Below are 24,504 nucleotides of genomic sequence, written 5' to 3'. Positions count from 1 at the left end.
CCATGAAATACAGGTATATGCAGGACCTTGGTGTAATTGCATCAGAGAGGATGATAACGAGTGAAAAAAGATTTTGATATAAAAAATAAACCCTTCCTAGTCTTTAGCTTCGTCCTGCTGCTAAAATGCGCAGTGGCCTGGTTCGTAGTTTTTAGCGACGGTCCTAACTGGAGCATGCTGCTGACAGAGATCCCATTTTTCTTTATCGTATTTGGACTCATAGAATGGATGGCTTCCAAACGAAAGTTTCTGTATTACATGATAGCCAACCTATTGATTTCAGTCATATATTTTGCCGTGCTAATGTATTACAAATATTACGGTGTAATTGCTACTTATCATGCCTTAGAACAAGCAGATAAAGTAACTAAGGTGGGAGAAAGCACATACTCATTGCTGGACCCTTACTACTTGTTCATTTTTGTGGATATTGTAGTTTTCATGTTTTTTATGTTCCGTCCGAAATATATTGCGATCTGGAAAGAAAGAGGTATGAACCGCCGCATGAACCGGACTGCTTTGTTTGGAATCATCAGTGTTTCTTTGGCGGTCTGTGTCTTTAATGTTTGGCCAAATCATGCCAGTATGAACGAGAACAAAAAAGCGGAGAGTATGGGGATTCTTAATTACGAGGTCTATACTATTTTTGCCGATACAAGGGAAACAGAAGAAATAATCGACAGCAAAGAAATCACGCAACCATCCATTAACGAGACCAAAGGGATTACAGAGCCTGTCTCACCGAAGTACTGGGCGGCAGCTCAAGGTAAGAATCTAATCGTGGTACAAATGGAATCTTTTCAGAACTTTTTGCTGGGCCTGAGCATTGACGGGCAGGAAGTAACACCCAATCTAAATAAGCTTTTGAAAAGCGAACATTATTTCAATAACTTCTATACTAATGCCGGGCAAGGAACAACTTCGGATGCTGAATTTGTAGTGAATACTTCGTTGTACGTTCCTCACCACGAAGTAGCCACTTCATCCAATTATATGGATAAGGCGCTTCCGAGCCTGCCTAAGTTAATGAAAGCTAATGGATATAACACAGCAACCTTTCACACCAATAGCGTAGAATTCTGGAACCGCAAAACCCTATACAAAGTTCTAGACTTTGATAAGTATTATGATCAAGCGTTCTATGGGGATGATGATCATATCGCATTCGGTGCTTCAGATGAGGTACTCTATGCCAAGACTGTTCCTGAATTAGTCAAAATGGATGCTAAAGATGATCCTTTTTACGCGATGGTCATTTCTATGAGTGCTCATCACCCTTATAAAATGCCAGAGTTAAAAAATAAAATGACACTGCCTAAACGGTATGAAGGCACCCTAGTTGGCAACTATATTCTAGCTCAAAATTACGCAGATTATGCAATGGGACAATTCCTGGATCAATTAAAGTCCAGTGGTCTATGGGATGATAGCGTCATTGTCTTTTACGGTGACCATCAGGGTGTATCGCTATATTCCCTTGATGGCAACGAGAAATCGTTAATGGAAGAAATGGTCGGACACGAATATGGTTATACCGATATGTTCAATGTTCCTTTCATCGTTCATGCCCCTGGTGTAGGTGAACCTGCCGTGTACAGCCAAACTGGCGGTCAAATCGACATTATGCCAACTGTAGCTAACCTGTTAGGGATTTCAATGAAAGACCAGCTCCACTTCGGAGAAGACCTGATGAACCAACAGACCAACATGCTGCCTGTCAGACACTTTTTGCCTACCGGCTCTTTCATTAATGACACAAGCATGTATTTAACTGGTGTCGATTACGACGATGGAGACAACTTTAATCTAATCGATGGCTCAGAAACAGAGGGCGGTTCGACAAAAGAACAATTTGACGCCGTTCAGCGGCTTCTAAATATGTCAAACAGCTACATTCAACAACTGCCGGATTTACCCTCTACGGATGATGCAAAGTAACTATAAAAAAATGCCCCTCAGCCAAATAGCTGAGGGGCATTTTTGCATTTTTTATAAGAATCTAAAACTTAATTAAGCTTCAACATCCTATCGATAATCACTGCTGCTTGAGCACGGTTGGCAATGTTTTTAGGACCGAAGGTATCCGCAGTCAGACCTTGCACAATACCTTCCTGAGTTAGTAATGCCACCGCTTCTTTACCGTAAGCAGCGATTGTAGCCTGATCTTTAAAGTTAGCCAAAGCGGCATTTGTATCACTTACCGACTTGCCTTTAAATTTCTTAAGTGCATTGGATACAATGATTGCCATTTCCTCGCGTGTAATCGCACGGTTAGGATCAAACTTTCCATTGCCTACACCGTTAATCAATCCGTTCTTGACCCCGGATGCAATGTATCCGTAAGACCAGTCAGTAGCTTTCACGTCACTGAAGGCAGCGGATGATTTCACATCAAGCAGATCAAAAGCTCGCACGATCATGGTAATAAACTCGGCACGCGTCACCTCTTTAAGCGGAGCAAAGGTATTATCGCTCACCCCTTGCAGAATCCCTTTTGCCGCCAGCTCTTTAATCGCCGATGCTGCCCACGCCACCTTACCTAGATCCGTGAAGTTAGAACCTATTGGGGCTGGTGTCGCAGACGGCTGCACAGTTGGAGTTGGAGCTGGCGTTGGTGTTGCAGACGGCTGCACGGTCGGTGCAGGTGTTGATGTTACAGATGGCTGCCACGGTGTCGAAGGTATTGTTGGCTCTTGTTCATTCACCCCGTTATCCATACCATCCTCTTCAGTCGCCGCTGGAGCGGCAGCATAGATTGAATTGGCAAGCAATCTGAATTGATTTTGCGGATGATATTTATTCATCAGATCATTCGCAAATAACGTCACATGAATGTTGTCTGTATTGTAAGTAAGCGCCAATACTTGGTCTTGTGCAGCCTCGTTATTCGGCCACCAGCCTGCTTTGAAAAAGTCAGCGCCTGATCCGTATTTCGCCAAGATCTCTGCGCCTTCAGGCACTTTTGTAATATAAGCCGCGGAAACCGTGTAGAGGTATTCGCTATCGGCATAAGGCGCTGTAATTACATTGTCCTGAGAGACCTCAGCCTTAAACAATCCCTCATGAGCATCTTCTTTGCCCTCCTTATTGACCGGAGTTGAATAGTCCAGTCCAGGGAGGACCTTAAGCCCTTTAACAGTTTTCAGCATCGTTCTTCCATAACCGATAAATGATTTACCTGTAGCAATCAGATTCGTTCCCGAATTGATTAGAACATCTGCTGCCACTGTATCCGTAGTTACGTTAAATCCAAGATCCTTCAGCATAAATGCAGTCGCTCCTGCAATAGCTACCTCAGGAGCCTTAAGCAATTTACCCGTTCTGTTCTCTGAAGCACTAAACGGCACAATATCCAGCAGATATTTAGACGATACCGTTCTAAGGTTGGATCTGGAAACAAGGAAACTTCCCTTCTCGTAACCCGTCCCCCCATTCTCCAGCAGTGTCACTGCCTTATGGTTGGCTAGCAGCTCATTCACAGCTTTTATCGCATCATTGTTGCTGTTTTTAATCACATAATTTTGCTCGAACGGAGATTGATCCAGATTCGTACTAGGGATCGTTACACTGCTAACCTGTTCTGTTTTCCCAGTGAATGCTCCAACAGAACGGCTAATATATCGGTCAAAACCACGCATAGCCGAGAAATTCTGTACCGTATCTGAATACATCTCATTAAAATCCGAGACATCTAGTCCATCATACAAGACAAGATTCGCATAACCTCTTTTGGCTTGATGCATATTCACCACATAGGTTCCAGCCGGATAGACTACAGAATCTACAGTTACACTGGCTGTTGTCCGTTCTACTTTCACATTGTTACGCAGTAGATACTGAACCATTTTGTAGGTTTCCAGATCATTTTTTTGCAAATCTTTTGCAACCGGAAGAATGTAATACTCAGGGAAGAAATTCGTATTCTCATCTACCCCTGGACGTCCAATGGACTCATTCTGTGCATTGATTAGATAATCTTTAACAGCAGCATTAGTATTCTCATTTTGGATACCCCGTTTGAAGATTTCCAATTGATTCAGGAACAGTTCCTGCTTGTTGTTGATCACATAATCGGTTGCCCCCAAAGCCGCATAATAAAAGGCATCCAGTGAATCTTCATTCAATTCAGGCACTTCAATCGTATGCCCAAGTGCGCCTTGATGCATGGCATATACAGCTGTGTAGGCTGGTGAAGCATCATCCCAACCTGTTGCATTCGTTCCTTTATAGTTCGGATCCTGTTGTGTTTTTTCGTATTCTTCATAAGGGATATGGTAGGAATCATATTTAGTATTAGCAATTCCCGCCTTCCCCATGGCATTTGCTTGCTCAAGCATACTTGGCATTACAAGATCATATTCAATGTTAGGATCATGAGGTGGTGTGCAAGGCTCAATCAAGAAGCCACTTACAAATCCATGCATGTCCAAAAAGGTAAGCGGCGTCCACTTAGCAATTTGTGCAGTTACCGCTTGTGTCTCAGGCTGGGTCTGGTAAGAGTTGTCCCGATTTGGATCAAGCAGTGTTGAAGTTTGACGCGTGTTTAACGCGCGACCGTCAGGATTCTCTACATAATCAAGCAGGAATATCACATGGTCAAGCGCTTCGTCGATGTTCAGAACTACCTTTTTCGGATTTCCATTCTCATCAGTGGTATCATAGGTGACAATTTGCTGTGTCATCAGCGTATCCAAAAACTTAATGATTACATCGACACCATTGGCTTCATCGGCATGAATGTTGTTCAACCAGATAGGTACCTTATAATCCTGCAGATCCCCGTCGTTAATTTTCTTTTGCAGGGCTTCAGGATCATTCATCATAAGCGGTAAGGTCTCGTTCAAATATTGATCTACTGAGGACTTATCCTTAGCAACAATAGAGAAATGAATGGCACGACCTTGAGTTGAGGTCCCAATTTGCTGATACTCTACATATCGATCATATTTATTATTGCTTTCAGCAGTAATCCTATCGATCGCCGGTTTAATCTCATCATATGTATGATAGGTTTCATATGGATTTAGTTTGACTTGCTGCTCTACCAGCACATCTCCAGCAGGTAATGTCCCGATTAGATTATAAATTCCCACTCGTTTAACGTACTCTGCACGTATACCCGTTAGTGAGAGATTCTCTCCGTACAGCAAATCAAAATGAATTAAAGCTTTTACTTTTGAACCTGAGATCGGCTCATAGGTCACTGTTACGAAAGGATTACCTGAATAATCTTTCGCATCTTTATTCCATTTCTTCCACTCTGCCAGCGGCTTCATCTCTTCCGCCGTTCTGCCAAAATTCCAGATGATATCTTGAGGCGATGCCCCATCAGGAAGCTCTAAAGTCAATTCTAATGTTCTAGCTTCCGTCATAGAAGCTTTGTATACTTCTGTGGAAACTGTCGCCGCTATTTGTTCATAGACAGCAGTCGCTACCGTAGTTTGTTCTGAAGAAAGCACCGCTGGATCAGCTGTGTTCTCCGTAGAAACCGGAGCAACAACCGCCTGCGGGTTAATTTCGGTTGCAACTTCACCTGCATATGCAGCTGGAAGCAGACCCGACATCATAAGTGTAAAAGCTAGTAATAAAGATAGTATTCTCTTGGACATTTTTTACCTCCTATAATTTTGTCTACTTTCACCCCAAATTGAATGAATATACACTTATATGAATCTGTATTCATAACATAATATAGTATTCTATTAATTTTGGGAACAAAAATAATAGAAAAAATAATATTTTTATACGACTTGCCTAAGTAAGCGCATTCATTTTGTGCAAGAGCCCTACACTACCGCAACAAAAAAAGCGCCCGGATAACTGGGCGCTTTGAATTACAATAAATATATTAAACGGTTTCTGGAAAAGAAGCTTCACTTAACTCTTGTGCAGGTACAAGTTCACTGCTACCCTCTTGCTCTACAGGTGCGTTAACCAGCATATACACACGGGACTCGTAAGGCCGTAATGCGACAGTCTCAATCGGCTCCGCAGGATCAACCTCATAGTTATGCAAGAGCAATTCACTAGTATCAAACTCCAAATCAAATGGAAGGTCAAACAGCGCTTCCTCTGCTGTCAGGTTAGACATGACCAGCAGTTTTTCATTTCCAAGCGTCCGCGTATAAGCATAAATACGTTCATCTTCAGGCAAAATGAGATCATAAGTCCCGTAAACAGTAACGGGATTAGCAGCCCGAAGAGCGATAAGCTTTTTGTAATGATGATAGATGGAATAAGGGTCCTGCTTCGCCCGCTCCACATTGATTTCCGTATAATTCGGATTCACCTTCATCCATGGCTTGCCGCTGCTGAAACCAGCGTTTTCAGAGTCGCTCCATTGCATTGGTGTTCTAGAGTTGTCCCGACCGTTCTTCCAGATTACCTCCATGACTTCCTCATGCGATTTACCGGCTTCAGTCTCCAAACGATACAAGTTCTTCATCGCCACATCATCGTAATCATCCATTGATTCAAATCTTACATTGGTCATCCCAATTTCTTGACCTTGATAAATAAATGGTGTTCCCTGCATCAGGAAATACATCGTAGCCAACGATTTAGCTGACTCTTTCCAATACTGGCCATCATTTCCCCAAGTAGAAACTGAACGCGGCTGGTCGTGATTTTCGATGAACAATGCGTTCCAGCCTCTGCCCTCAAGACCTTTTTGCCAACGGGAGAGAGCTGATTTTAGCTGCAGAACATCCAATCCACCTGTCACACTCTTATTCCAAAGAGCTAAATGCTCGAATTGAAAAATCATATTAAATTTGCCTTGCTCTTCACCCACCCACGACTCCGCCTGATCAACATTTACACCACTCGCTTCGCCAACCGTCATGATGTCATATCGGTCAAACGTCTCCTGCTTGAGCTCCTGCAAGAAATCGTGAATCCCTTCACGGTTCATGTGCCCATCGCCAGACGGAACATACGGAAGATTCTGTGGATTCGGCAGATCGGGATGTCCGGTGATTTTTTTAATATGTGAAATGGCATCCACCCGGAAGCCGTCGATTCCTTTGTCCAGCCACCAGTTGACCATGCTATACAATTCACGGCGCACCTCAGGATTCTCCCAGTTGAGGTCTGGCTGTCTTTTGGAAAATACATGCATAAAATATTGCTCTGTGGCGGGATCAAGCTCCCAAATCGAACCGCTGAAAATACTCTCCCAGTTATTCGGCTCCTTCCCGTCCTTAGGATCACTCCAAATATAATAATCCCGCTTCGGATTATCCATGCTTGAACGTGCTTCAACAAACCATGGATGTTCGTCCGAAGTATGATTAATCACTAGATCCAGAATCAGCTTCATGCCTCGTGCATGAACCTCATGCAGCAGCTGATCAAAGTCGGCCATGCTGCCGAACTCCGCCATAATATCCTGATAATCCGAAATATCATAACCATTATCATCATTTGGGGATTTATAAATAGGACAGATCCAAATGACATTGATGCCAAGCTCCTGCAAATAATCAAGTTTAGAAATGACTCCCTGCAGATCGCCTACACCATCACCATTGCTGTCCATAAAGCTCCGTGGGTAAATTTGATACGCTGTGGCTTCTTTCCACCATGTTCTGTTCAATGCATGCAGCTCCTTCGTATTCATATACCCTTCACAGGAAAATATTTTCCCGAAATTCATTAGAATTAATAATTCAGTTATTGTTTTTAGCAAAAATTCAACTTTATCGTTCAAAACAAGCTTTTTTCAAGGAAATAATTTTCCTTCAGCGATCATTATAGGACCTTTTATTTCCTAGGTCAACAACAATCTTTTGGATTCTTGAAGCTATCCGTGATATGCTTGCGAGAGTTGAAACACCAAGTGAATCATATGGAAAGTTATGGTGATCTTCTTGAAGGTAAAGATAAAAGATATAGCCCAATTGGCGAACGTTTCGATCTCTACGGTGTCCAGGGTAATCAATAACAGCAAACCAGTTAACGATGATGTCCGTAAACGAGTACTGGAAGCTATTAAACAAACCAACTACCGTTCGAATGTCATCGGCCTTGAAACGGACAAAGCTAATACACAGCTGATCGGTGTGATCATTCCGCAGAATAGCAACACTGTACTGGATGACTTCAATGTTGGCATTCGCGATCTCGCGGATTTGTATGGATACGACATTATGGTCGGATTAACGGACGGCAGTGCAGAAAGTGAACAACATTATTTGAAGATGTTCCAGCGGATGGGGACAGAAGGAAATATATTTGTGGGTTCTATTCCAAACCATGAACATTTGGAGATCATCCGCAACTCAAATACACCTTGCGTGCTTGTCGGGCAACAATCGCAGGTGGATACGATTCCTTCCGTTCATCTGGACAATATAACTGCCTCTTATGAAGCTGTTACTTATCTGATTCAAAAAGGTCATCGCAAAATCGCTATGATTCGCGGCTCGGGAGATAATGCGGTGGGTGGGGATCGGTATAAAGGCTATCTACAAGCCCTTATGGATGCAGGCATAACCTTAAGAAAAGAATGGGTAGTAGAAAGTGCGATGGCCGTCGAAGATGGGAGCGACGCCATGCGCCGAATTATGGATAGCGGAGAGTTACCTACTGCGGTGTTTTGCTCTACAGATTGGATGGCAGTTGGAGCCATGAATCATTTAATCGATAACGGTCTACGGGTGCCAGCTGATGTTGCCGTGTTCGGATTTGATAACAGCTTCATTGCCTCTATCGTTCGACCTAAGCTTTCCTCGGTTGAATACTCAGGAACGGAGATTGGGATGACCGCTACTCGAACCTTAATCAAGCTGATTAAAGGGGAGACCGTTGTGCCGCATCATGCAAATGTGGCTCATTATTTGGCTATTCGGGAAAGTACGGGTTAGGAGCTGTGGAGCTCCTAACCCATTTTTATACAGATGATGTTATTGATGTTATTGTGTGAATCCTACTTTGGCTCGTTCACGCGTTTTGGTATCTAGAGAGATAGAACAGATCGAGCTGATTGGAATATAAAACTCTTCAAAATCCGTCCGATATTTGACGAACTTTTCACTTACCGTTTCCAGCACTCCTTTTGTAGCGTTGGAGCCATCCACAAAATAGATTGTTACCTCTTTTCCCTGCAAAACCTCCAGCATAGCCTTCTTCACTCCTTCGTCTTAGAGATTTGTGATGACCTTATCGATAATTCCGTATTCAACCGCCTCATCGGCTGACATGAAATAATCTCGATCCATATCTTGCAGTACCTTCTCTACCGTCTGCCCAGTTCGGTCCGCTGTAATTTGCACAAGCACTTCCCTTGCCTTCAAAATACGTTTGGCACTGATCGCAATGTCACTAGCTTGCCCCTGCGCCCCACCATGCGGCTGATGAATCATAATCTCGCTATTCGGCAAGGCATAACGTTTCCCTTTGGCCCCAGCCAATAACAACAAAGAACCAAAGGAAGCCGCCATTCCTGTACAAATGGTATTCACCGGCGGTTTAATAAGCTGCATCGTGTCATAAATACTGAAGCCTGCGGTGATAGAGCCACCTGGACAATTAATATACATGTGTATATCTTTATCCGGATCTTCTGCTGATAAAAACAATAACTGGGCAACAATACTGTTAGCCAGCTGATCCTCAATTTCCGCACCTACGAACACTATCCGGTCCTTCAACAGCCGCGAATAAATATCGTAAGATCTTTCACCTTGATTCGTTTGTTCGACTACATAAGGAACGTACGCCATCCGTATTCGACCTCCATCTGTTTTAGAGTTTTGAAATCTACCCTGTAAACGGATTAGTATGGGGATAGGATACGTTAGGCGTGAGAATTTTTATTTTTTAAAATTGCGTATCTTAATTTCCTGCTCATTCGTTTATTATTAGAAGTAATCGAAATTACCTTACTGGAAAAGGAGTTATGCAGAGTGATCATCCTTGAGAAGCTTAGCACCGGAGATGCGCCGGATGAAAGTAACACCAGGTCTTTGCAGATAGCTCTGAAGCGATATTGTCTTGCATTGACACAATCCCCGTGGGATGCCGATGATTTAGCTCAGGATACATGGGTCAAGGCCCTAGGTTATATGAAGACATCACACCCAACGAGCGCAAATAATGGGAACAGTCCAATGAATGAAGTTAAACAAAATAAAGCCATTGAAAATGATAAAGCTAATGAGGCTAATAGAGCTAATGAAAAAATTGAAACTAATCAAACTAATAAAATGAACTATACGTTTTCTACGGCTGCAACGGCAGCTAATACTGCAATGTCAGCCAAGGCTGTAACGCCATCTAAGACTGCACCGTCTGCTAATACTGCAACGTCTGCAAAGGCTGTAACGCCATCTAAGACTGCAACGTCTACTAATACTGCAACGTCTACTAATACTGCAACGTCTGCAAAATCTGCAATGCATTCTACGATTCCTACAAATTCTACTCATCATACCCGTTCTACAAATCACCCAAATCCTGAGGCATTGCTTTTTCGGATTGCCCGAAACACATGGATTGATATCATGCGGCGAAAAGCCACCTTGTCACGAGTGTTGGAGCTGGATCAGTCCCCCACTGAGGCCTCTGCGGAGTATGGTTCATTTGAGATTGAAGCTGCTTTTCAAGCACTACAGGAGCATTTGTCTCCGCTGCAGCAGGCGGTCTTCCTGCTTCGAGATGTGTTGGGACACTCTGCAATGGAAGCTGCCGAGATTCTCGATACCACAGAAGGGGCAATAAAAGCCGCTCTGCACCGAGCCCGGCAAGCCCTTCCTCTCGTAAGACAAGAGCTGCTTCAGGCCGATGGTCCTTCCTTACCACAGGACACAGCCATGCAGATCGTCTTGAGCCGCCTTGCAGCCGCGTATGAACATGGGGAAATTGACGAGCTGATCGAGCTTGTATTTGCGGACGAAAGCCAGGAACCTGTAATGGCGGTATCGAGCCAAAGCTTGCAAGGCTTCCAGACCTTCCAAGCTGGTGGATTCAGTTCAAACAGCTGGAACTATACCACGCCAGGAATGTGTATGGTGGCGTAGTTTTTCGTTAAGCTGGATCTCGGGCAGCTAAGTGTCTCGTTACGTTAAAAACGAGTAGATATATTTGCGAGTAGTGCGCTTAATGTGTAATTAGCGTTTGGGCGGTTTGTGGTAACTAGCTACAAACGTTGCATATTGTGCAACAGAATCCGCCGTCCTGGCCGCAAAAATTGAATCTGCAGCACTTTCTGCAATAGATTCTGGTGAAAAGTTAGTTTAATGCCACTTGCTCATCCATTGATTGTAGAGAGTGCAATAGGATCAAATTTTCTCCACTCTAATACGAATTCTATTGCACGAAGTACAATCAAACTAACTCTTTCCCTTTAGTCCAATTTGTATCACTCAAAACTCAATACATTGCTGCTGATCTGGCTGATCCCGCTGCTTATCTACAATGAGTCAGAAGCTTTATATAAACCAATAAACAGTCGTTTTAATAACCATTAATAGCAATCAAGGAGTGAGGTTGATGAGGAAGATTCTTATTTTAGGCGGCACACGCTTTTTTGGAAAACGTTTGGTCGAGCGTCTGCTTGAGGATTCTAAGAACGAAGTCACCATATTAACGCGCGGGGAAACAAGCGATCCTTTTGGCAATCTCGTTCACCGGATACAGGTAGATCGGTCTCAACCGGAGGCCTTCGCTCAAGCATTAGGTGATACGAGTTGGGATGTAGTTTACGATAATATTTGTTTTTCACCTGATGAAGCGGATCAGGCGCGCCGTATTTTTGACGGCAAAACCACACGTTACATACTGACTTCAAGTTTATCTGTCTATGATTTCAGTGAGCAAGCACTGACGGAAGAGATATTCGATCCTGAAACGTACCCAATTCGTTATGGAGGACGAAAGGATTTCACCTATCAGGAGGGGAAAAGACTGGCGGAAGCTGTCCTTATCCAACAAGCTACGTTCCCGGTAGCCGCTGTCCGCTTTCCGATTGTTCTGGGAACTGACGATTATACACGAAGACTCCATTTTCATATTGAACATGTACGTAACGAACTGCCCATCGGGATTCCGAATCCAGATGCAAATATCTGTTTTATCCGTTCGGACGAAGCCGCTGATTTTCTATATTGGCTCGGCAACTCGATGGTGACGGGTCCTCTCAACGCTTGCTCAGACGGTACCGTTAGTATTAAAGACCTTATCTCGCTGATTGAAAAAGAGACCGGAAAACAAGCCGTCATTCAAAGCGAAACAGCGGATGCGCATAATTCTCCATTCGGGATCACACAATCCTGGTTTATGGATACAGCTAAAGCTCAATCGGAGGGATACAAGTTTCTCACTCTAAGCGACTGGCTCCCAGAGTTAGTTAGCACCCTAAATCAAACTTACGAGGACTAATTACTAATTATATTTCTACGATAAAAAGCTGGCTCATTCGTGGATACTCCCACGAATGAGCCAGCTTCTTTATGCAACAAATCACAATTACGCGATGAGTTAATTGCACTCTATACAACTATTTTCAGGTATGTGCACTCCCACCTGGTTTTAGTTGTATTTCATGCAATTATATCCCCACTAAACCACCGTTATCGTCATTTCGCCTCGAAATAACTGCACTAAATACAACTAAACCCTAATCAAGCTAAATACAAACTTTTTTAGTTGTATAAAATACACTTAAAATCAAAACGGCAGGTAGAACTCACTACGCACTAAATTTTAGCCTCTCATCTCTAAACTCTATTCTATAAACTCTAATCTCTAGACTCTACTCACTGCTCCCTACTCCCTACTCTATTCTCTATTCTCTATTCTCTATTCTCTATTCTCTACTCCACCTTACGCTACGAATGCCATTTCCCGCTGAGCTAAGCAGAGATTGTCAGATAAGCCCCCTCTTTAGAACCGTCTGCATTTGGTGTACCACCATCATTTGGAGTACCGCCATCATCTGGAGGATCACCAGCACCTAATGTATCATCTCCTAATGCGTCTCCTAATGTGTCCCCAGCTTCTGGATTGCCAGCATGCTTTGTATCCCTGTCACCTTCATATCTGACCCCATCGTCCCCATCCGAATCAATCTTAAAAATGTTGATTTCTTTGAATAAATTCTGCGAAATTTCATTAATCTCAATGGCTTGACGGGCTATATCACGGATAGCATGATCCTGCTGTACGCTGGAGGCGTTCACCTCTTGTACCCCTGCCGCAGTTTCCTCGGCGATGGCCGCGACGGCATGAACAGATTCCGCGAGTCTACGGTTCATAGTCTGAGTCATATCCACTTTGTCGTGAATTTGCCCAATCTGTTTACTAATCTCCACAATAGAATGATCAATCGCTTCAAAAGAGGACAACGTTTCGGCCACTTTATGATCCTGTTCCTCAAGATTTCCTTTGGTCACCAGCATATATTGCTGGAATTCATCCATCCCGGATTGCAGCTCGCTAATAATCTGACTGATATGTACGGAGGACTCTTTGGTCTGCACAGATAATTGTCTTACTTCATCAGCGATGACAGCGAACCCTTTTCCGTAGGCACCTGCCCGGGCTGCTTCAATTGCTGCGTTAAGTGAGAGGATATTGGTCTGATTAGATATATCTGTTATGGATTTAGTGATGCGCGAGATGTCCTTTGATTGATCACTCAGTTTGGTTAAAGCCAGATATACTTTATTAACAGATTCTCGCGAATGCTCAGACACCTCCCGGAGGGCGATGACGGATTCAGATCCTTTGCGAGTATTGTGATTAGCCGTTTGACTGGTAGCCAGCATAACCTCGGTATACTCCGTGATCTCATTCACTTCACGTTCCAGCTCCTGAATCAGGCCAGCGCTCTGCTCAGATTGTCCTGCCTGCTGTTCTGCGCCTACCGAGATTTCCTGTATAGTGCTTACGATATCTTGATTCGTATGCGCCGTTATAGATGAAGATTCTTGAAAAGAATGCGAATAAGTTGCCAGCGAAGAGGCTACTGACTGGGTATGCTGAAGCATTTCCCGGACCCGCTCCACCATATGATCAAAATGATGACTCAAACTGCCCAACTCATCGTTGTAAGGTGAATTAATCTGCTGACGCAAATCTCCTTCGGCAATTTTTCGCAGAGCCACTTGCAGTTTATGAATAGGATTGAGGAAGGAACGTATGAGCATAACCGCAATCACTAATGTGAAAATAAACACTAGCACAGCTGCGTAAGCAACTATAGAGGTGGTCAGATTAAGCAGATCAAAAGAATAATCCTGTGCTTTTTCTGCATTCTCTGCTGCTGCCGTATACAACTTTTCATTTGTCACTAGCATGACTTCACTCAACGCTGTAGCCTTCGTATGTAATTCATCGATTTGTTCCAGCACACTCATGGGATCAAGCTGCTCGTCTTCTATGGTCTTTACCAATTCGTCAAAATATCCCGTATATTCCCCAATCTGACTATGTAATTGTTCTAACTTTTTAAATGCCGGCGAATCTGCCGCAAAATTCACCGTCGCCAACTCTTTAGTCAGCTTTGTTTGCTTGTCCTTAAAAGGTTGGACGAATTCCAAATCACTCGAACCCGCTAACGAAGATTCTACCGCATTCATTTCCTGCAGCAGTTGCGTAATTATAGACACGGTAATTCTTTTTTCCATCTCAGCTTTTTGCGTTTCCATAGAAATCTCCACTTGGCTGATTTTATGGTTTTGATAAAACGCTACTCCCAAAAAGAAAAGAACAACGGCGGAAAAACTCAAAATCAACTTCCATTTCATAGTTAGATGCATAGACCTAGCTTTCAACAATATCATCCTCCGTATAAAGCCTCATATTGCAATAGGTACATTCTACCAATATCTTGATTGTAGAAGCTGGACGTTAAATACTGGACAATGTTTTGTATGAGAAATGTAAATTATCTCGAATACCCAATCATTAATTCTCCTTGCAATTGACGTAACGTTAAATGCTAAAATAATCCACATAAGGCGCCTTATCAAACTATGAAATGGGAGTTGTCTATGAGCGGATTTGTTACCATTGATAAGCTTTCTGCGCAATTCGGACTGACGAGTCGGACTCTGCGTCACTGGGAAGCTCAAGGATTGTATGAAAGTAAGCGGGATAGCAGCTCTGGCTGGCGGATTTATGATGAGAAAGCAATACTCGCCATCCGGGTTACCTCATTATTAAGAAAGCTGGATATTAGCATCAAGGATATTGGAACCGTGCTTAAAAATATGTCCGTTCAGTCCATGTACGAAGCGCTCAGCCAGCAAGCGGCTTCTATTCACAATCAAAAAACAGAACTAACAAATAGAGAAGGTGAAATCCATCTCTTTTTACAGTGGATATCCGCCCATCTCGAGGAACCCATTACAAATCAATTATTATCTGAACTAAACGAAAAGTCATGCAGTCCATCGGATGGTATGACTAAAACTGAGGAGGTTATATCTATGCCAACTATTAATCACTCTACCCCTATTCATGTAAGATTCATTACTCTCCCAGCTATGAGATTTGCCTACAATGTTGCGGTTAGTACCTCTCCAGAAGATGAAGCTATGATTCCAGTTAATGATTGGCTGGACGCTAGTCAACTATTAGGCACAGCACGGCTGTTTGGCGGCAATACGAACCCGCATCCAAGTGGTGAGAATAAACCTTACGGATATGGATTCTGTGCCTCAATTCCGGAAAATGTGAAGATACCAGCTCATCTAAAGGAAATGCGGCTCGACGGCGGCCTCTATGCTCTGACAGAAAGCACTGATGATATCTACGGCTCATGGCAAGCCCTAATGGGGTATCTGGATACTCATCCTGATTATCAAGCGGATCACAATTCCAGATTATGTCTGGAGGAGCATATCCGTAACGATAGTCCTAAAGGTAGCGGAAATGAGTATGCCCTAAATCTACTCGAACCTGTAAAAAAGAGAGTTCACGCGCTTGCGTAAACGAGCGAGCCATAGATAAACGTTTCTCATCTAAAAAAAACGCTCTCTTCTGCTTATTCGGGCAGACGGAGAGCGTTTTGTTGTACATTGCTTCTATTGATTTATTCCCTACGCAGACACAGCTGGAGTAATTTTCACAAAAATAAATCGTGTAAGCGGCCCAACTAAAATGATTTGCAGTGGAAGTGCAAAAATAAAATTTTTACCTATGGCAGACAGATAAGCTCTTGGTAGCTCAGCAGAAAATCCTACATGGAGAACTGCGCCATAGAAGGACATGAACAATACCATTCCGGTCACCATAAAAAAGGATATGAACATGATTTTTTTGATCATCGGCTCATTCTCTTTAACCAGCTTATGCGCGATCCCCTTCGCAACCTTGCCTACAACAAACACATCTAGAATGAGTGCAACTATAAATGCAGGCAAGTAGCCGACAATCACATCCTTAACTAACGCGCCTGACCAACCCTCCATTAGTGCTACATTGTAAATACTCATCCCCAGCACCATCAAAAAACACATGATGAACGTAAATAAAAATGCCTCTTTTTTGTTTCTTCCCATCTTCAAGCTCCTTTTATCTCTATATTGTCAACTTGGATTACAATAACACAAATCCTCAAATCAAGTCAACCAAGTTGACAATAATCGCAAATGACTTATACTGGGATAAACGAGCCATCATTTAGGAGTGTTCTAATGAATAAGCAGCTGCAAAAAATGAACCTGATTGATTTACTCAGTGAGAAGCATCTAGCTTTACGTAAAATAGTGACAGACAAAGACCCGGATCAAATCAATAAGACCGAATCCCACATTCTTGCAGTTCTTGAGGCCCGAGAAATGTTATCGATCTCAGAAATCAGTAGAATAATTCATATTTCAAGACAGGGCACGCATAAAAGCATTCAAGGCATGTTATCCCGTGGTTATGTTGAAGCCGTTGAAGTCGAAGGAAATCAGCGTGACAAAAATATTGTCCTCACTCCAAAGGGTATAGAATGCAATAACAGAATGATGATCACCAAAATTGAATTAGAGCAGCAGATCGCTGCCAAGCTGGGAGTAACAAATGTAGAGCTTCTTAAATCTTTGCTAAAAGAAGATTGGCTCTAATCTCCAGCAAAAAAAAGCCGCAGAGCTGTCTACTCTGCGGCTTTAAAAAGATTGAATTATTTTCCGGGAAATTGTCGTTAATTAGCTTTCAAAGCACTGTTTGCCGCGCTCTCTCCACCTAGACGACCTGAAGTAAAGGAATAACCAATTCCAACCCCATTACCCACATAGGTATCGTTGAATAATACGCCTTCCGATTCAAGCCCTACAGCAAACAATCCTTTTACTGGTGTACGTTTATCATTTAGCACTTGGAACTTAGTGTTTACCAGCAAGCCACCTACAGAACCCAAGTTGTTGATTTCAGCGACGATGGCATAATACGGTCCTTCTTCGCCCATTGGCTCTAAATAATCAGCAGCTTTACCAAATTCAGTATCCACACCAGTTTTTGTAGCTTCTTTATAACTATTGTAATTTTCTACAAACACATCTACATCCATACCTGCATTTGTTGCTAATTCTTCGATTGTATTTCCTTTGTAGCCATCTCCGTTTTCTACCATAGAATCAAACACCTTTTCTGCATTTACCCATGGATTCTCTAACGTGAATTGATCTGCAAATTCGGCATAAAATTCTGGTGGCATTCCTGGCAGGCTTGGTGCGTTAACACCTTTCATCCCCTTGGACTGAAGAGCAGCCAATTGAGATTTTGATACGATAACCATATGATAAGCACCATTAAATGCACTCGTATTAGCTGCTGCGACCGATGTTAATGTAGCTGCTTCATCTCTGAAACGTGCTCCGGAAGAACCGACATTCATGAAGTTAGGCAGATACGTCAACATCAGCGGATAACTTGCTTCAAAAGGCTCATATTGTGTTTTTAGTCCTTGTGTTGCTCTGGCTAATGTTTGGTGCAGCATTTGTCCACCGAAGTTATCAGGAACCTTGGCTCCTGCTTCCCAAGCCATCTTCAGACCTTCCCCAACATTCTGACCTAGTCCTCCGTTAACCCCTTCAAAACCAAAAGCTTCTTTAACCATTTCCGAATTTGCGGCATAACCGCCTGTTGCCATTACGACACTTTTGGCTGTGATTTCAAGAGTAGTCCCGTCCGATTTCTCAGCCACAATACCTGTAACTTCTCCTGCTTCATTGGTAATCAGCTTTTTGGCAGTGGTTTCGGTGATCACTTGTCCACCTTTTTGTTCAACCGATTCAGCCAACATTTTCCGAAGGGTCTCTTCTCGGGTTTCATAAGCTGGCAGCACATGCAGCTGCTCTCCGAAGAAGTTTAGGAAGCTGGTTTTATACCCTTTTTCTGCTAACCAATCATAAGTTTCGCCGGATTTCGTTACGTATTGTCTAATCGCTGCAGCGTCAACTCTCCAGTGATTGTTGACAATCCAATCGGCAATTTCTTTTTCCACATTTACTTTAAGATTATTGTCAGTAGCTGCGGAAGAATTATAGAACTTACCGGCCCAGGATAGATTACTTGCTCCCCCGATAACTCCTGTTTTTTCGATAATAATAACCTTGGCACCTTTATCAGCAGCGGTTACCGCTGCGGACACACCAGATGCACCGGCGCCTACTACCACTACGTCTGATTCAAGCTTTTCCGTTTTACCTTCACCTGCTTTTTGCACGCCACCGGCTTTGAGGACTTCCAGATTTCCTCCACCTTTGGTTACGGCATCTTCAACTGCCGCGAGCATTGCTTCACTGGAAAGACTCGCACCACTAACAGCATCTACTGCCAAGGTTTGTCCTTCCAGAATTTGATCTTTTATTTTTTCAAGTGCATTATCGCCTAGACCACCCGTTTCTGACTGGCTTACGATCTTGATATCTTTAATTTTATCTGGCTCATCCATAGTGACTTCTACTTTAATCACGCCCTCTTTGCCTTCCGCTTCCCCTGCGAATGTACCGGCTTTAAAAGATGATGATGACGAATTTGCCGACTCCCCATTTCCTTTGCATCCGCTCAGCATGGAAACGATCAGCACCATACAAAAAGTTAACATGAGCATTTTCTTGGTGAAATTTCTGTTGCGCATTCTCTTCTCCCCCAGTATCTAATATCTTATAGCTCGCCAAGAACGTGATATTTTTCACATTCATATCTATACATATCTACCGAACGTTGCCAAGCTATATACCGAAGTATAAACATTGGTGCAGCACCAAGGTCAATGTCCAATTTTTGTCCAAAAAGAAAAAACACCCGCTCTTAGAGCAGGTGTTTATAAAAATAAACTTATACAATTGGAATATTCACTTCCAAATATGAGCGGTTATTGCCTTCTATTTTTTCAGTAAGCATTAATTTACCCACCGCATCACCCGCTATGGTATAACCATTTGCTTCGATGTAATCTATCATAAACTGCAAAGATTTCTTCGTGATATAATGTCCATCCGTAGATAACATGATAGCAGAGATACAGGTACTCGGGCTAATATACTCTACATATTCATCGATATCCATTGCAAATTTCTGCACTTCCTCCTCGGGTAAGGTAAGCCCCCAGCTATAGTCAAAGTTATTATCACCGGATAACGCCCCCGCGTCCTCAATCTTAAAAGAATAAAACGCATAAGGAAGCCTATCCATCCAAGTGTTGACGAGGCTTTTTACGATATCATTTTTTAATAATGCATTTTTATCCGTTTGCTTAAGCCTGTACATGCCTGGCAGTTGTTTAAGTTTACATATATATAATGAGGACTCTATTTCCTTAAGCTCTTTATGAATTTCATTCATCTTGTTTAGCAGCATCGTCTTTTGCTTAATCTCTTCTTCTAAACTCTGCTGAGACTGCTGCATCAATCCCATAACTTGCTCAATAGAGGAATCCTTCATCAGAAGTGCCACTTCGGGCAATGGAATTTCCATACTGCGATACCATCTGCTCATTAACAGATCCCTTGCATCTAAATCATTAAAATATCTATAATTATTGCTGTTATCTTTTGTAGGCCTAACAATATCATGTTTCTCGTATAATCTCAGCGTATCCGCAGTTACCCCGAGAATGGAAGCAAATTCACCTATGCAATACTTCACTTGAAGTCCCTCCATTCATTTCATGCATATCCTACCACACTAAATGATAAAGAGAAGGATGCTGTTTGGATATGAAGTAACTCATTTCATACTCAGGGTGTACATGCTAACTACGCTAGCGCAAGTAAGTGAACTAACATAAATCCAACTAAAGATAACATAACCGAACCTATAAGTCCCGCAGCAAAAGACTTCATTCCAAGCCGTCTAAATGCCGCCAAATCAACGTTTAATCCAAGCCCTGCCATCGCCATAGCGATTAACATATAAGCAATCGTAACGATCCCATTGGCTACTGATGCGGAGACGATTCCTAACGAATTCACACCACTGACAACTAAAAATCCTAGAATAAACCAAGGGATTGGAATGCTTTTCCACGAAGCTTTAGCCGCTCCACCTTGCACTTTTCTTTCTTCACGATTGGACCAAATCCCAATTAAAATAGCCACCGGCACAAGTAAAGCCACCCGGGTCAATTTAACGATGACCGCCATATCAACGGCAGCATTTCCACCAGCATCCGCAGCCGCGATAACGTGAGCAATTTCATGTAAAGTCGCTCCTGAGAATACCCCATAACCTAAATCTGATAAGCCGAGAAAAGGATATAAAAATGTGTACAGCAGTGTAAATATTGTGCCTAATATAGCTACTATAGCTGCACCAATAGCAGTTTCGTCATCTTTGGCTTTTATCTGTGGAGCGATGGCAACCACAGCTGCCGCACCGCAAATCGCAGTTCCGCAGGCAGTTAAGATACTGAGGCGCTTATCTACTTTGAACAGTCGAGCCAGTCCGTATACAACGGAGATCGCAAATATAATGACGATGACTGCCAAAAGAAATACCCGAGGTCCTGCCGCAACGATATCCTTTAGATTAAGCCGCATACCGAGCAAGATAATCCCAAGACGAAGCAGTTTTTTACTGGAAAAATCGGTGCCATGTGTGATGCTATTTGGCACTCCTATCGTAGCTCGCCAAATAATCCCGATTAAGATGGCAATGACCAATTGCCCCATAATAGATAGGAATGGAAAACCCGCTAAAAATTTCGCCAATAATGCGATAACTAAGGTTAGCCCTATCCCTAATGCAAACCCAACCTTTTTGTTGTGATCTGGTTGATACAAACCTTCTGATTGACCCATGTCGTATACACTCCTTGATGAATCTCTAGATGATGCTGTATAAATACATCCCATGACTCAACAATAATACGACACCGCCCGGAAGTTAAATACCAATATCCTATCCGTAAGATTAGGAATACTTATGCTTAATTTTAGACAAAAATGCTCCTTCGAGTGAAACATAAATGCCGTAGCATCTGCCTCACCAAAGGAGCAATTATAATCGTTAGTGATATTTAAGCTTCCAGCTTCTGTAATCGAGTCCCTTTTGGAAGTACAGAAGTTATATATTCGTGTACCGGATGTTGCCCTTCCTCTTCCGCAAGTACAGTTACAATTCCTTGATCTGTACCGGTTCGAATCAGCCGCCCCATCCCTTGTTTGAGTCTTAACAGCATGTAAGGCAAATCCACATCTTCAAAGGGAGTGGAGGTTTCCGCCCGTTTTGCCATAAACACTGGATCAAGCGGAGGATACGGCAGCGACCATATGATCACATTAGATAATGAAGGTCCAGGGATGTCCAGCCCTTCCCATAAGGTGACCGCACATAACACGCTATGCTCATCCCGTTGAAACGCCGAAATTAAATAGCTGATTTCTTGATCCCCTTCATATAAAAATGAATATGAACTGCTTTCCAGTCGTAACGAGTTAAGCTGCTTGAACTGCAGAAGCTCTTCACGAGTACGGAACAATAGCAGTGCTCTACCTTCAGTCCGCTGAATAAGCTTCAGGGAAATTTCCATTTTCTCAGCAAAATCCCCACTCTGAAGCTCTGGCACATAGACATTCATCTGGTGCTCATAGTCATAAGGTGAGTCTACAGAGAAGGATAAAAAATCTTGTATCCCAAGACTGTCCTTCAAGTATTGGAATGATTTATCCACAGACAATGTAGCCGATGAGAATACGATTGGCATTTTTTGCGTGAACAGGCTGTCTTGAAGTACCTCTTTGACATTTCGTGGCATGACCGACAGCGTTAGACCATCGCTTTCTTCTGTCGCCCAGCAGATTAGAGCCCCTGAATCCTCAAACAATCGCAAAGCGATCTCTATGGTCTCCAAACGTTCCTCCACAATTCGCAGTTGGTATTCATCAATCGTGTAGAGTCCGCTCTCGAATACTAATTCTTCTTCGATAGCAGCAATTACACTCCGCATCCGGTGTACCTCACGAATCAATGAAGCATTCAGCGCAATGCTTTTCCGATCTGATCCCGGTATGTTTCGGCATTGACGGCGAATCGCTTTGAACATTTGCTCACTTTGCATGATCGCTTCATCAATCAGAACCGCCAGCGTTTCACGGATTTCATTCTGTAGCAGGCGAGAAATCAATTCTTCAAAGACGACATGCTTCATCTTATAGCCAAGCGCCTTCATGGCCGCTGATTCTAATAAATGTCCTTCATCGAATACAACCGCACAGTGATCCGGAAGCAAAGGGATTTGCCCTTCCCGCTTACGCGCTTCATAGGTCCAAATATGCTCCATGTAATAATCGTGGGAACAAATGATCAGATCACTTGATTTCCGGTAATGATCACGGGACAAGGTCTGCCCGCAGCGGTGACGCATATCGCAAGTAAAGCAGTCCTGAAACGTATCCCAGTTAATCTTGTTCCATTGTTCGTCATTCAGATCAGGGTAATCTCTGCGGTCTCCATAAGCATGGAATTGCTGCATCGGTGCATGTGAATGTACAAAATCAGGTAATGTACTGTACAAGCTCTCCAGTGGTAAGCTTTCATCATCATGGTTCCGAGCCTGATCCAGCTTTTTCAGACACATATATTTATCCGGAGATTTCGCTAGTCTGGCATCAATATTCATGTTCAGATGCTTCGCAAGCTTGGCGATATCGCCTTCCGGTTTCACAAGCTGCTCAATCAAGGACTCGTCCGCACATGCAATAATCGCAGGTTTGCCCATATAACGCGCGTAACAAATGCTATACAACAAATACACTAATGTCTTGCCTGTTCCGACCCCTGCCTCAGCAAAAATCGTCTTTTTCTCGGCAAAAGCCCGCTCTACCTGAAAGGCCATGTATATCTGTTCATCACGTACTTCAAATCCAGCCTCAGGAAGAATTTCATAGAATACATCTCCGACCCATTCCCCTACTTGCTCCATAAAAGGTTTGGTCCGATCATATTCAAAAGGATACTGTTTCGCCAACAAGCCTACCTCCAATATTTGATCAGGCATCTCTACCATGCCATGAAAAATAGAATCAACGGAAAAACTCTATTATCTCATACGTTTGGAGGAATTACAAAAAAAAATTAGAGATCTAAAGATCAGATTAACAACGAAGATACTCATTTTCGTAAATATCATTAATCCTTTCCAAAACATTCCGGGCTTGATCCTTAAATTTCAAATCCGCAACCTGACCTTTCCGAAGAAATACCCCCGTCTCCTCACGGTGTTCTCCCAGAGCACCCTCATACAATTGGTCGGCGCCGTGGGTAGGCGGAGAGAAAAACAGCTTCATCAACGGTTTAACTATTAGAGGCAGTCCAGAATTTTTTCCTTTTCGCAACGTGTTATTGCTACCCGGATCAACACTGCGAATCATGATGCCCTCATCAGCAAGCTGCGGCGCAGCGGCCTGTGTCCATAACGATAATGCCAGCTTTGAGGTGGCGTAAGGACCAAGCAGCTTGCGGAAAGTGGTGGGACGCTCCAGGATTTCAATCGTAAACTCTTTCGTAAACTTAAGCGCGGAGGATGAGGTGTTGATCACCGTTTTTAAGCGTCCTTTTTGTAGGCTATCCTTCAATTCCATTAAAATAATATACGGCACAACGGTCATCAACTCATAGTGCTTTTCGCGCCCCTGTGTCGAATAGCTCAGTTCAGGGAAGCTCCCGCCGGCATTGTTGAACAAAATATCGATCCGCTGCTCCTTGCCTTTGATCTCTTCCAGTGTCCCTCTCAAGCTGGCAAAATCCGCGAGATCGGTTGTTTTATAAATACGAAGCCAGCCGTTTTTGATGGCTTTTTGGATGTTCACATCATCGGCTGGAAAACCGGAACGGTTCAAAGCAACCACCTGCCAATCCTCCGCTAGCAATTTTCGAGTTAATTCCAATCCAATCCCGGCGTTAGCGCCTGTAATCAATGCGATATTTTCACGTTGCTGTGTGCTCATTGTAAATCTCCTCCTGAATTCGGGATATCTTCTTCTTATAACGCACATTTTATTAATTGGAGTCGACTCCAAGTCAAGGCGTAATAAAAAGATTTTGTCCCAGAGATAAGGTCTTGAC

17 protein-coding genes are annotated in these 24,504 nt (G+C 43.1%); 6 read left to right on the top strand and 11 right to left on the bottom strand.

The features are described from left to right. Window positions 1-60: 60 nt before the first annotated feature. A complete protein-coding gene (locus MKY54_RS10555; protein WP_076220704.1) occupies window positions 61-1,938 on the top strand; it encodes an LTA synthase family protein in 1,878 nt (625 codons plus the stop codon). Between the two features lie 68 nt (window positions 1,939-2,006). Here MKY54_RS10555 and MKY54_RS10550 read toward each other — a convergent pair whose 3' ends face one another. Continuing rightward, the gene (locus MKY54_RS10550; protein ID WP_339190421.1) at window positions 2,007-5,609 is read right to left on the bottom strand and encodes a M14 family metallopeptidase; all 3,603 of its coding nucleotides are present in this window, start codon (window positions 5,607-5,609) and stop codon (window positions 2,007-2,009) included. Between the two features lie 239 nt (window positions 5,610-5,848). Beyond that, entirely contained in the window at window positions 5,849-7,597 is a 1,749-nt protein-coding gene (locus MKY54_RS10545; protein ID WP_339190419.1) for an alpha-glucosidase, read from the bottom strand. 274 nt (window positions 7,598-7,871) lie between these two features. Here MKY54_RS10545 and MKY54_RS10540 point away from each other — a divergent pair, with 274 nt between their 5' ends. Then, window positions 7,872-8,867 (top strand): LacI family DNA-binding transcriptional regulator, encoded by a 996-nt coding sequence (locus MKY54_RS10540; protein WP_254857034.1) that lies wholly within the window; start codon window positions 7,872-7,874, stop codon window positions 8,865-8,867. Window positions 8,868-8,915: 48 nt separating this feature from the next. Here MKY54_RS10540 and MKY54_RS10535 read toward each other — a convergent pair whose 3' ends face one another. Together MKY54_RS10535 and clpP are read right to left on the bottom strand one after the other, a co-directional pair. Further along, window positions 8,916-9,122, bottom strand: coding sequence for a hypothetical protein (locus tag MKY54_RS10535; protein ID WP_076125006.1), 207 nt, complete (start codon window positions 9,120-9,122; stop codon window positions 8,916-8,918). Window positions 9,123-9,143: 21 nt separating this feature from the next. Beyond that, window positions 9,144-9,725 carry an ATP-dependent Clp endopeptidase proteolytic subunit ClpP gene (gene clpP / locus MKY54_RS10530; protein ID WP_036679301.1) on the bottom strand — a complete coding sequence of 194 codons (582 nt, stop codon included), beginning with the start codon at window positions 9,723-9,725 and terminating at the stop codon, window positions 9,144-9,146. 183 nt (window positions 9,726-9,908) lie between these two features. Between clpP and MKY54_RS10525 the strand changes: the two genes are divergently transcribed. Together MKY54_RS10525 and MKY54_RS10520 are read left to right on the top strand one after the other, a co-directional pair. After that, window positions 9,909-11,021, top strand: a complete 1,113-nt coding sequence (locus MKY54_RS10525) for a sigma factor-like helix-turn-helix DNA-binding protein (protein ID WP_339190417.1) — start codon at window positions 9,909-9,911, stop codon at window positions 11,019-11,021. Between the two features lie 472 nt (window positions 11,022-11,493). Beyond that, window positions 11,494-12,381 carry an NAD-dependent epimerase/dehydratase family protein gene (locus MKY54_RS10520; RefSeq protein ID WP_339190416.1) on the top strand — a complete coding sequence of 296 codons (888 nt, stop codon included), beginning with the start codon at window positions 11,494-11,496 and terminating at the stop codon, window positions 12,379-12,381. 473 nt (window positions 12,382-12,854) lie between these two features. Here MKY54_RS10520 and MKY54_RS10515 read toward each other — a convergent pair whose 3' ends face one another. Then, window positions 12,855-14,651 carry a methyl-accepting chemotaxis protein gene (locus MKY54_RS10515; RefSeq protein ID WP_339190414.1) on the bottom strand — a complete coding sequence of 599 codons (1,797 nt, stop codon included), beginning with the start codon at window positions 14,649-14,651 and terminating at the stop codon, window positions 12,855-12,857. Window positions 14,652-14,996: 345 nt separating this feature from the next. Between MKY54_RS10515 and MKY54_RS10510 the strand changes: the two genes are divergently transcribed. Then, a complete protein-coding gene (locus MKY54_RS10510) occupies window positions 14,997-15,938 on the top strand; it encodes a MerR family transcriptional regulator (protein WP_076308271.1) in 942 nt (313 codons plus the stop codon). A 108-nt stretch (window positions 15,939-16,046) separates the two neighbouring features. Here the strand turns inward: MKY54_RS10510 and MKY54_RS10505 are convergent, their stop codons facing one another. Next, window positions 16,047-16,508, bottom strand: coding sequence for a DUF2798 domain-containing protein (locus MKY54_RS10505; protein WP_076308270.1), 462 nt, complete (start codon window positions 16,506-16,508; stop codon window positions 16,047-16,049). Between the two features lie 135 nt (window positions 16,509-16,643). Between MKY54_RS10505 and MKY54_RS10500 the strand changes: the two genes are divergently transcribed. After that, on the top strand, window positions 16,644-17,060 hold the full coding sequence (locus MKY54_RS10500; RefSeq protein WP_038569750.1) for a helix-turn-helix domain-containing protein: 417 nt from the start codon (window positions 16,644-16,646) through the stop codon (window positions 17,058-17,060). Window positions 17,061-17,137: 77 nt separating this feature from the next. Here the strand turns inward: MKY54_RS10500 and MKY54_RS10495 are convergent, their stop codons facing one another. The 5 genes from MKY54_RS10495 to MKY54_RS10475 all read right to left on the bottom strand — a co-directional run bounded on the left by MKY54_RS10495 (window position 17,138) and on the right by MKY54_RS10475 (window position 24,386). Beyond that, a complete protein-coding gene (locus MKY54_RS10495) occupies window positions 17,138-19,075 on the bottom strand; it encodes an FAD-dependent oxidoreductase (protein WP_339190412.1) in 1,938 nt (645 codons plus the stop codon). A 200-nt stretch (window positions 19,076-19,275) separates the two neighbouring features. Beyond that, a complete protein-coding gene (locus tag MKY54_RS10490) occupies window positions 19,276-20,085 on the bottom strand; it encodes a MerR family transcriptional regulator (RefSeq protein WP_339190410.1) in 810 nt (269 codons plus the stop codon). 110 nt (window positions 20,086-20,195) lie between these two features. Continuing rightward, window positions 20,196-21,239, bottom strand: coding sequence for a YeiH family protein (locus MKY54_RS10485; protein ID WP_076184311.1), 1,044 nt, complete (start codon window positions 21,237-21,239; stop codon window positions 20,196-20,198). A 218-nt stretch (window positions 21,240-21,457) separates the two neighbouring features. Beyond that, window positions 21,458-23,437, bottom strand: a complete 1,980-nt coding sequence (locus MKY54_RS10480) for an ATP-dependent DNA helicase (protein WP_248549295.1) — start codon at window positions 23,435-23,437, stop codon at window positions 21,458-21,460. Between the two features lie 97 nt (window positions 23,438-23,534). Next, window positions 23,535-24,386: an SDR family NAD(P)-dependent oxidoreductase gene (locus MKY54_RS10475; RefSeq protein WP_339190408.1), complete on the bottom strand. Its 852-nt coding sequence runs from the start codon at window positions 24,384-24,386 to the stop codon at window positions 23,535-23,537. Window positions 24,387-24,504 lie beyond the last annotated feature (118 nt).

Origin of the sequence: Paenibacillus sp. FSL P2-0121 (genome assembly GCF_037975345.1) — a bacterium.
GTDB lineage: Bacteria > Bacillota > Bacilli > Paenibacillales > Paenibacillaceae > Paenibacillus_AQ > Paenibacillus_AQ odorifer.
This window is presented reverse-complemented; position numbering and strand designations above follow the sequence as displayed.

What these genes read in the sequence shown, in the direction of transcription:
- MKY54_RS10550 (WP_339190421.1), bottom strand. Translation starts at nt 5,609, where the DNA reads ATGTCCAAGAGAATACTATCTTTATTACTAGCTTTTACACTTATGATG.
- MKY54_RS10535 (WP_076125006.1), bottom strand. Translation starts at nt 9,122, where the DNA reads ATGCTGGAGGTTTTGCAGGGAAAAGAGGTAACAATCTATTTTGTGGAT.
- clpP (WP_036679301.1), bottom strand. Translation starts at nt 9,725, where the DNA reads ATGGCGTACGTTCCTTATGTAGTCGAACAAACGAATCAAGGTGAAAGA.
- MKY54_RS10520 (WP_339190416.1), top strand. Translation starts at nt 11,494, where the DNA reads ATGAGGAAGATTCTTATTTTAGGCGGCACACGCTTTTTTGGAAAACGT.
- MKY54_RS10515 (WP_339190414.1), bottom strand. Translation starts at nt 14,651, where the DNA reads ATGGAAACGCAAAAAGCTGAGATGGAAAAAAGAATTACCGTGTCTATA.
- MKY54_RS10510 (WP_076308271.1), top strand. Translation starts at nt 14,997, where the DNA reads ATGAGCGGATTTGTTACCATTGATAAGCTTTCTGCGCAATTCGGACTG.
- MKY54_RS10505 (WP_076308270.1), bottom strand. Translation starts at nt 16,508, where the DNA reads ATGGGAAGAAACAAAAAAGAGGCATTTTTATTTACGTTCATCATGTGT.
- MKY54_RS10500 (WP_038569750.1), top strand. Translation starts at nt 16,644, where the DNA reads ATGAATAAGCAGCTGCAAAAAATGAACCTGATTGATTTACTCAGTGAG.
- MKY54_RS10495 (WP_339190412.1), bottom strand. Translation starts at nt 19,075, where the DNA reads ATGCGCAACAGAAATTTCACCAAGAAAATGCTCATGTTAACTTTTTGT.
- MKY54_RS10485 (WP_076184311.1), bottom strand. Translation starts at nt 21,239, where the DNA reads ATGGGTCAATCAGAAGGTTTGTATCAACCAGATCACAACAAAAAGGTT.
- MKY54_RS10480 (WP_248549295.1), bottom strand. Translation starts at nt 23,437, where the DNA reads ATGCCTGATCAAATATTGGAGGTAGGCTTGTTGGCGAAACAGTATCCT.
- MKY54_RS10475 (WP_339190408.1), bottom strand. Translation starts at nt 24,386, where the DNA reads ATGAGCACACAGCAACGTGAAAATATCGCATTGATTACAGGCGCTAAC.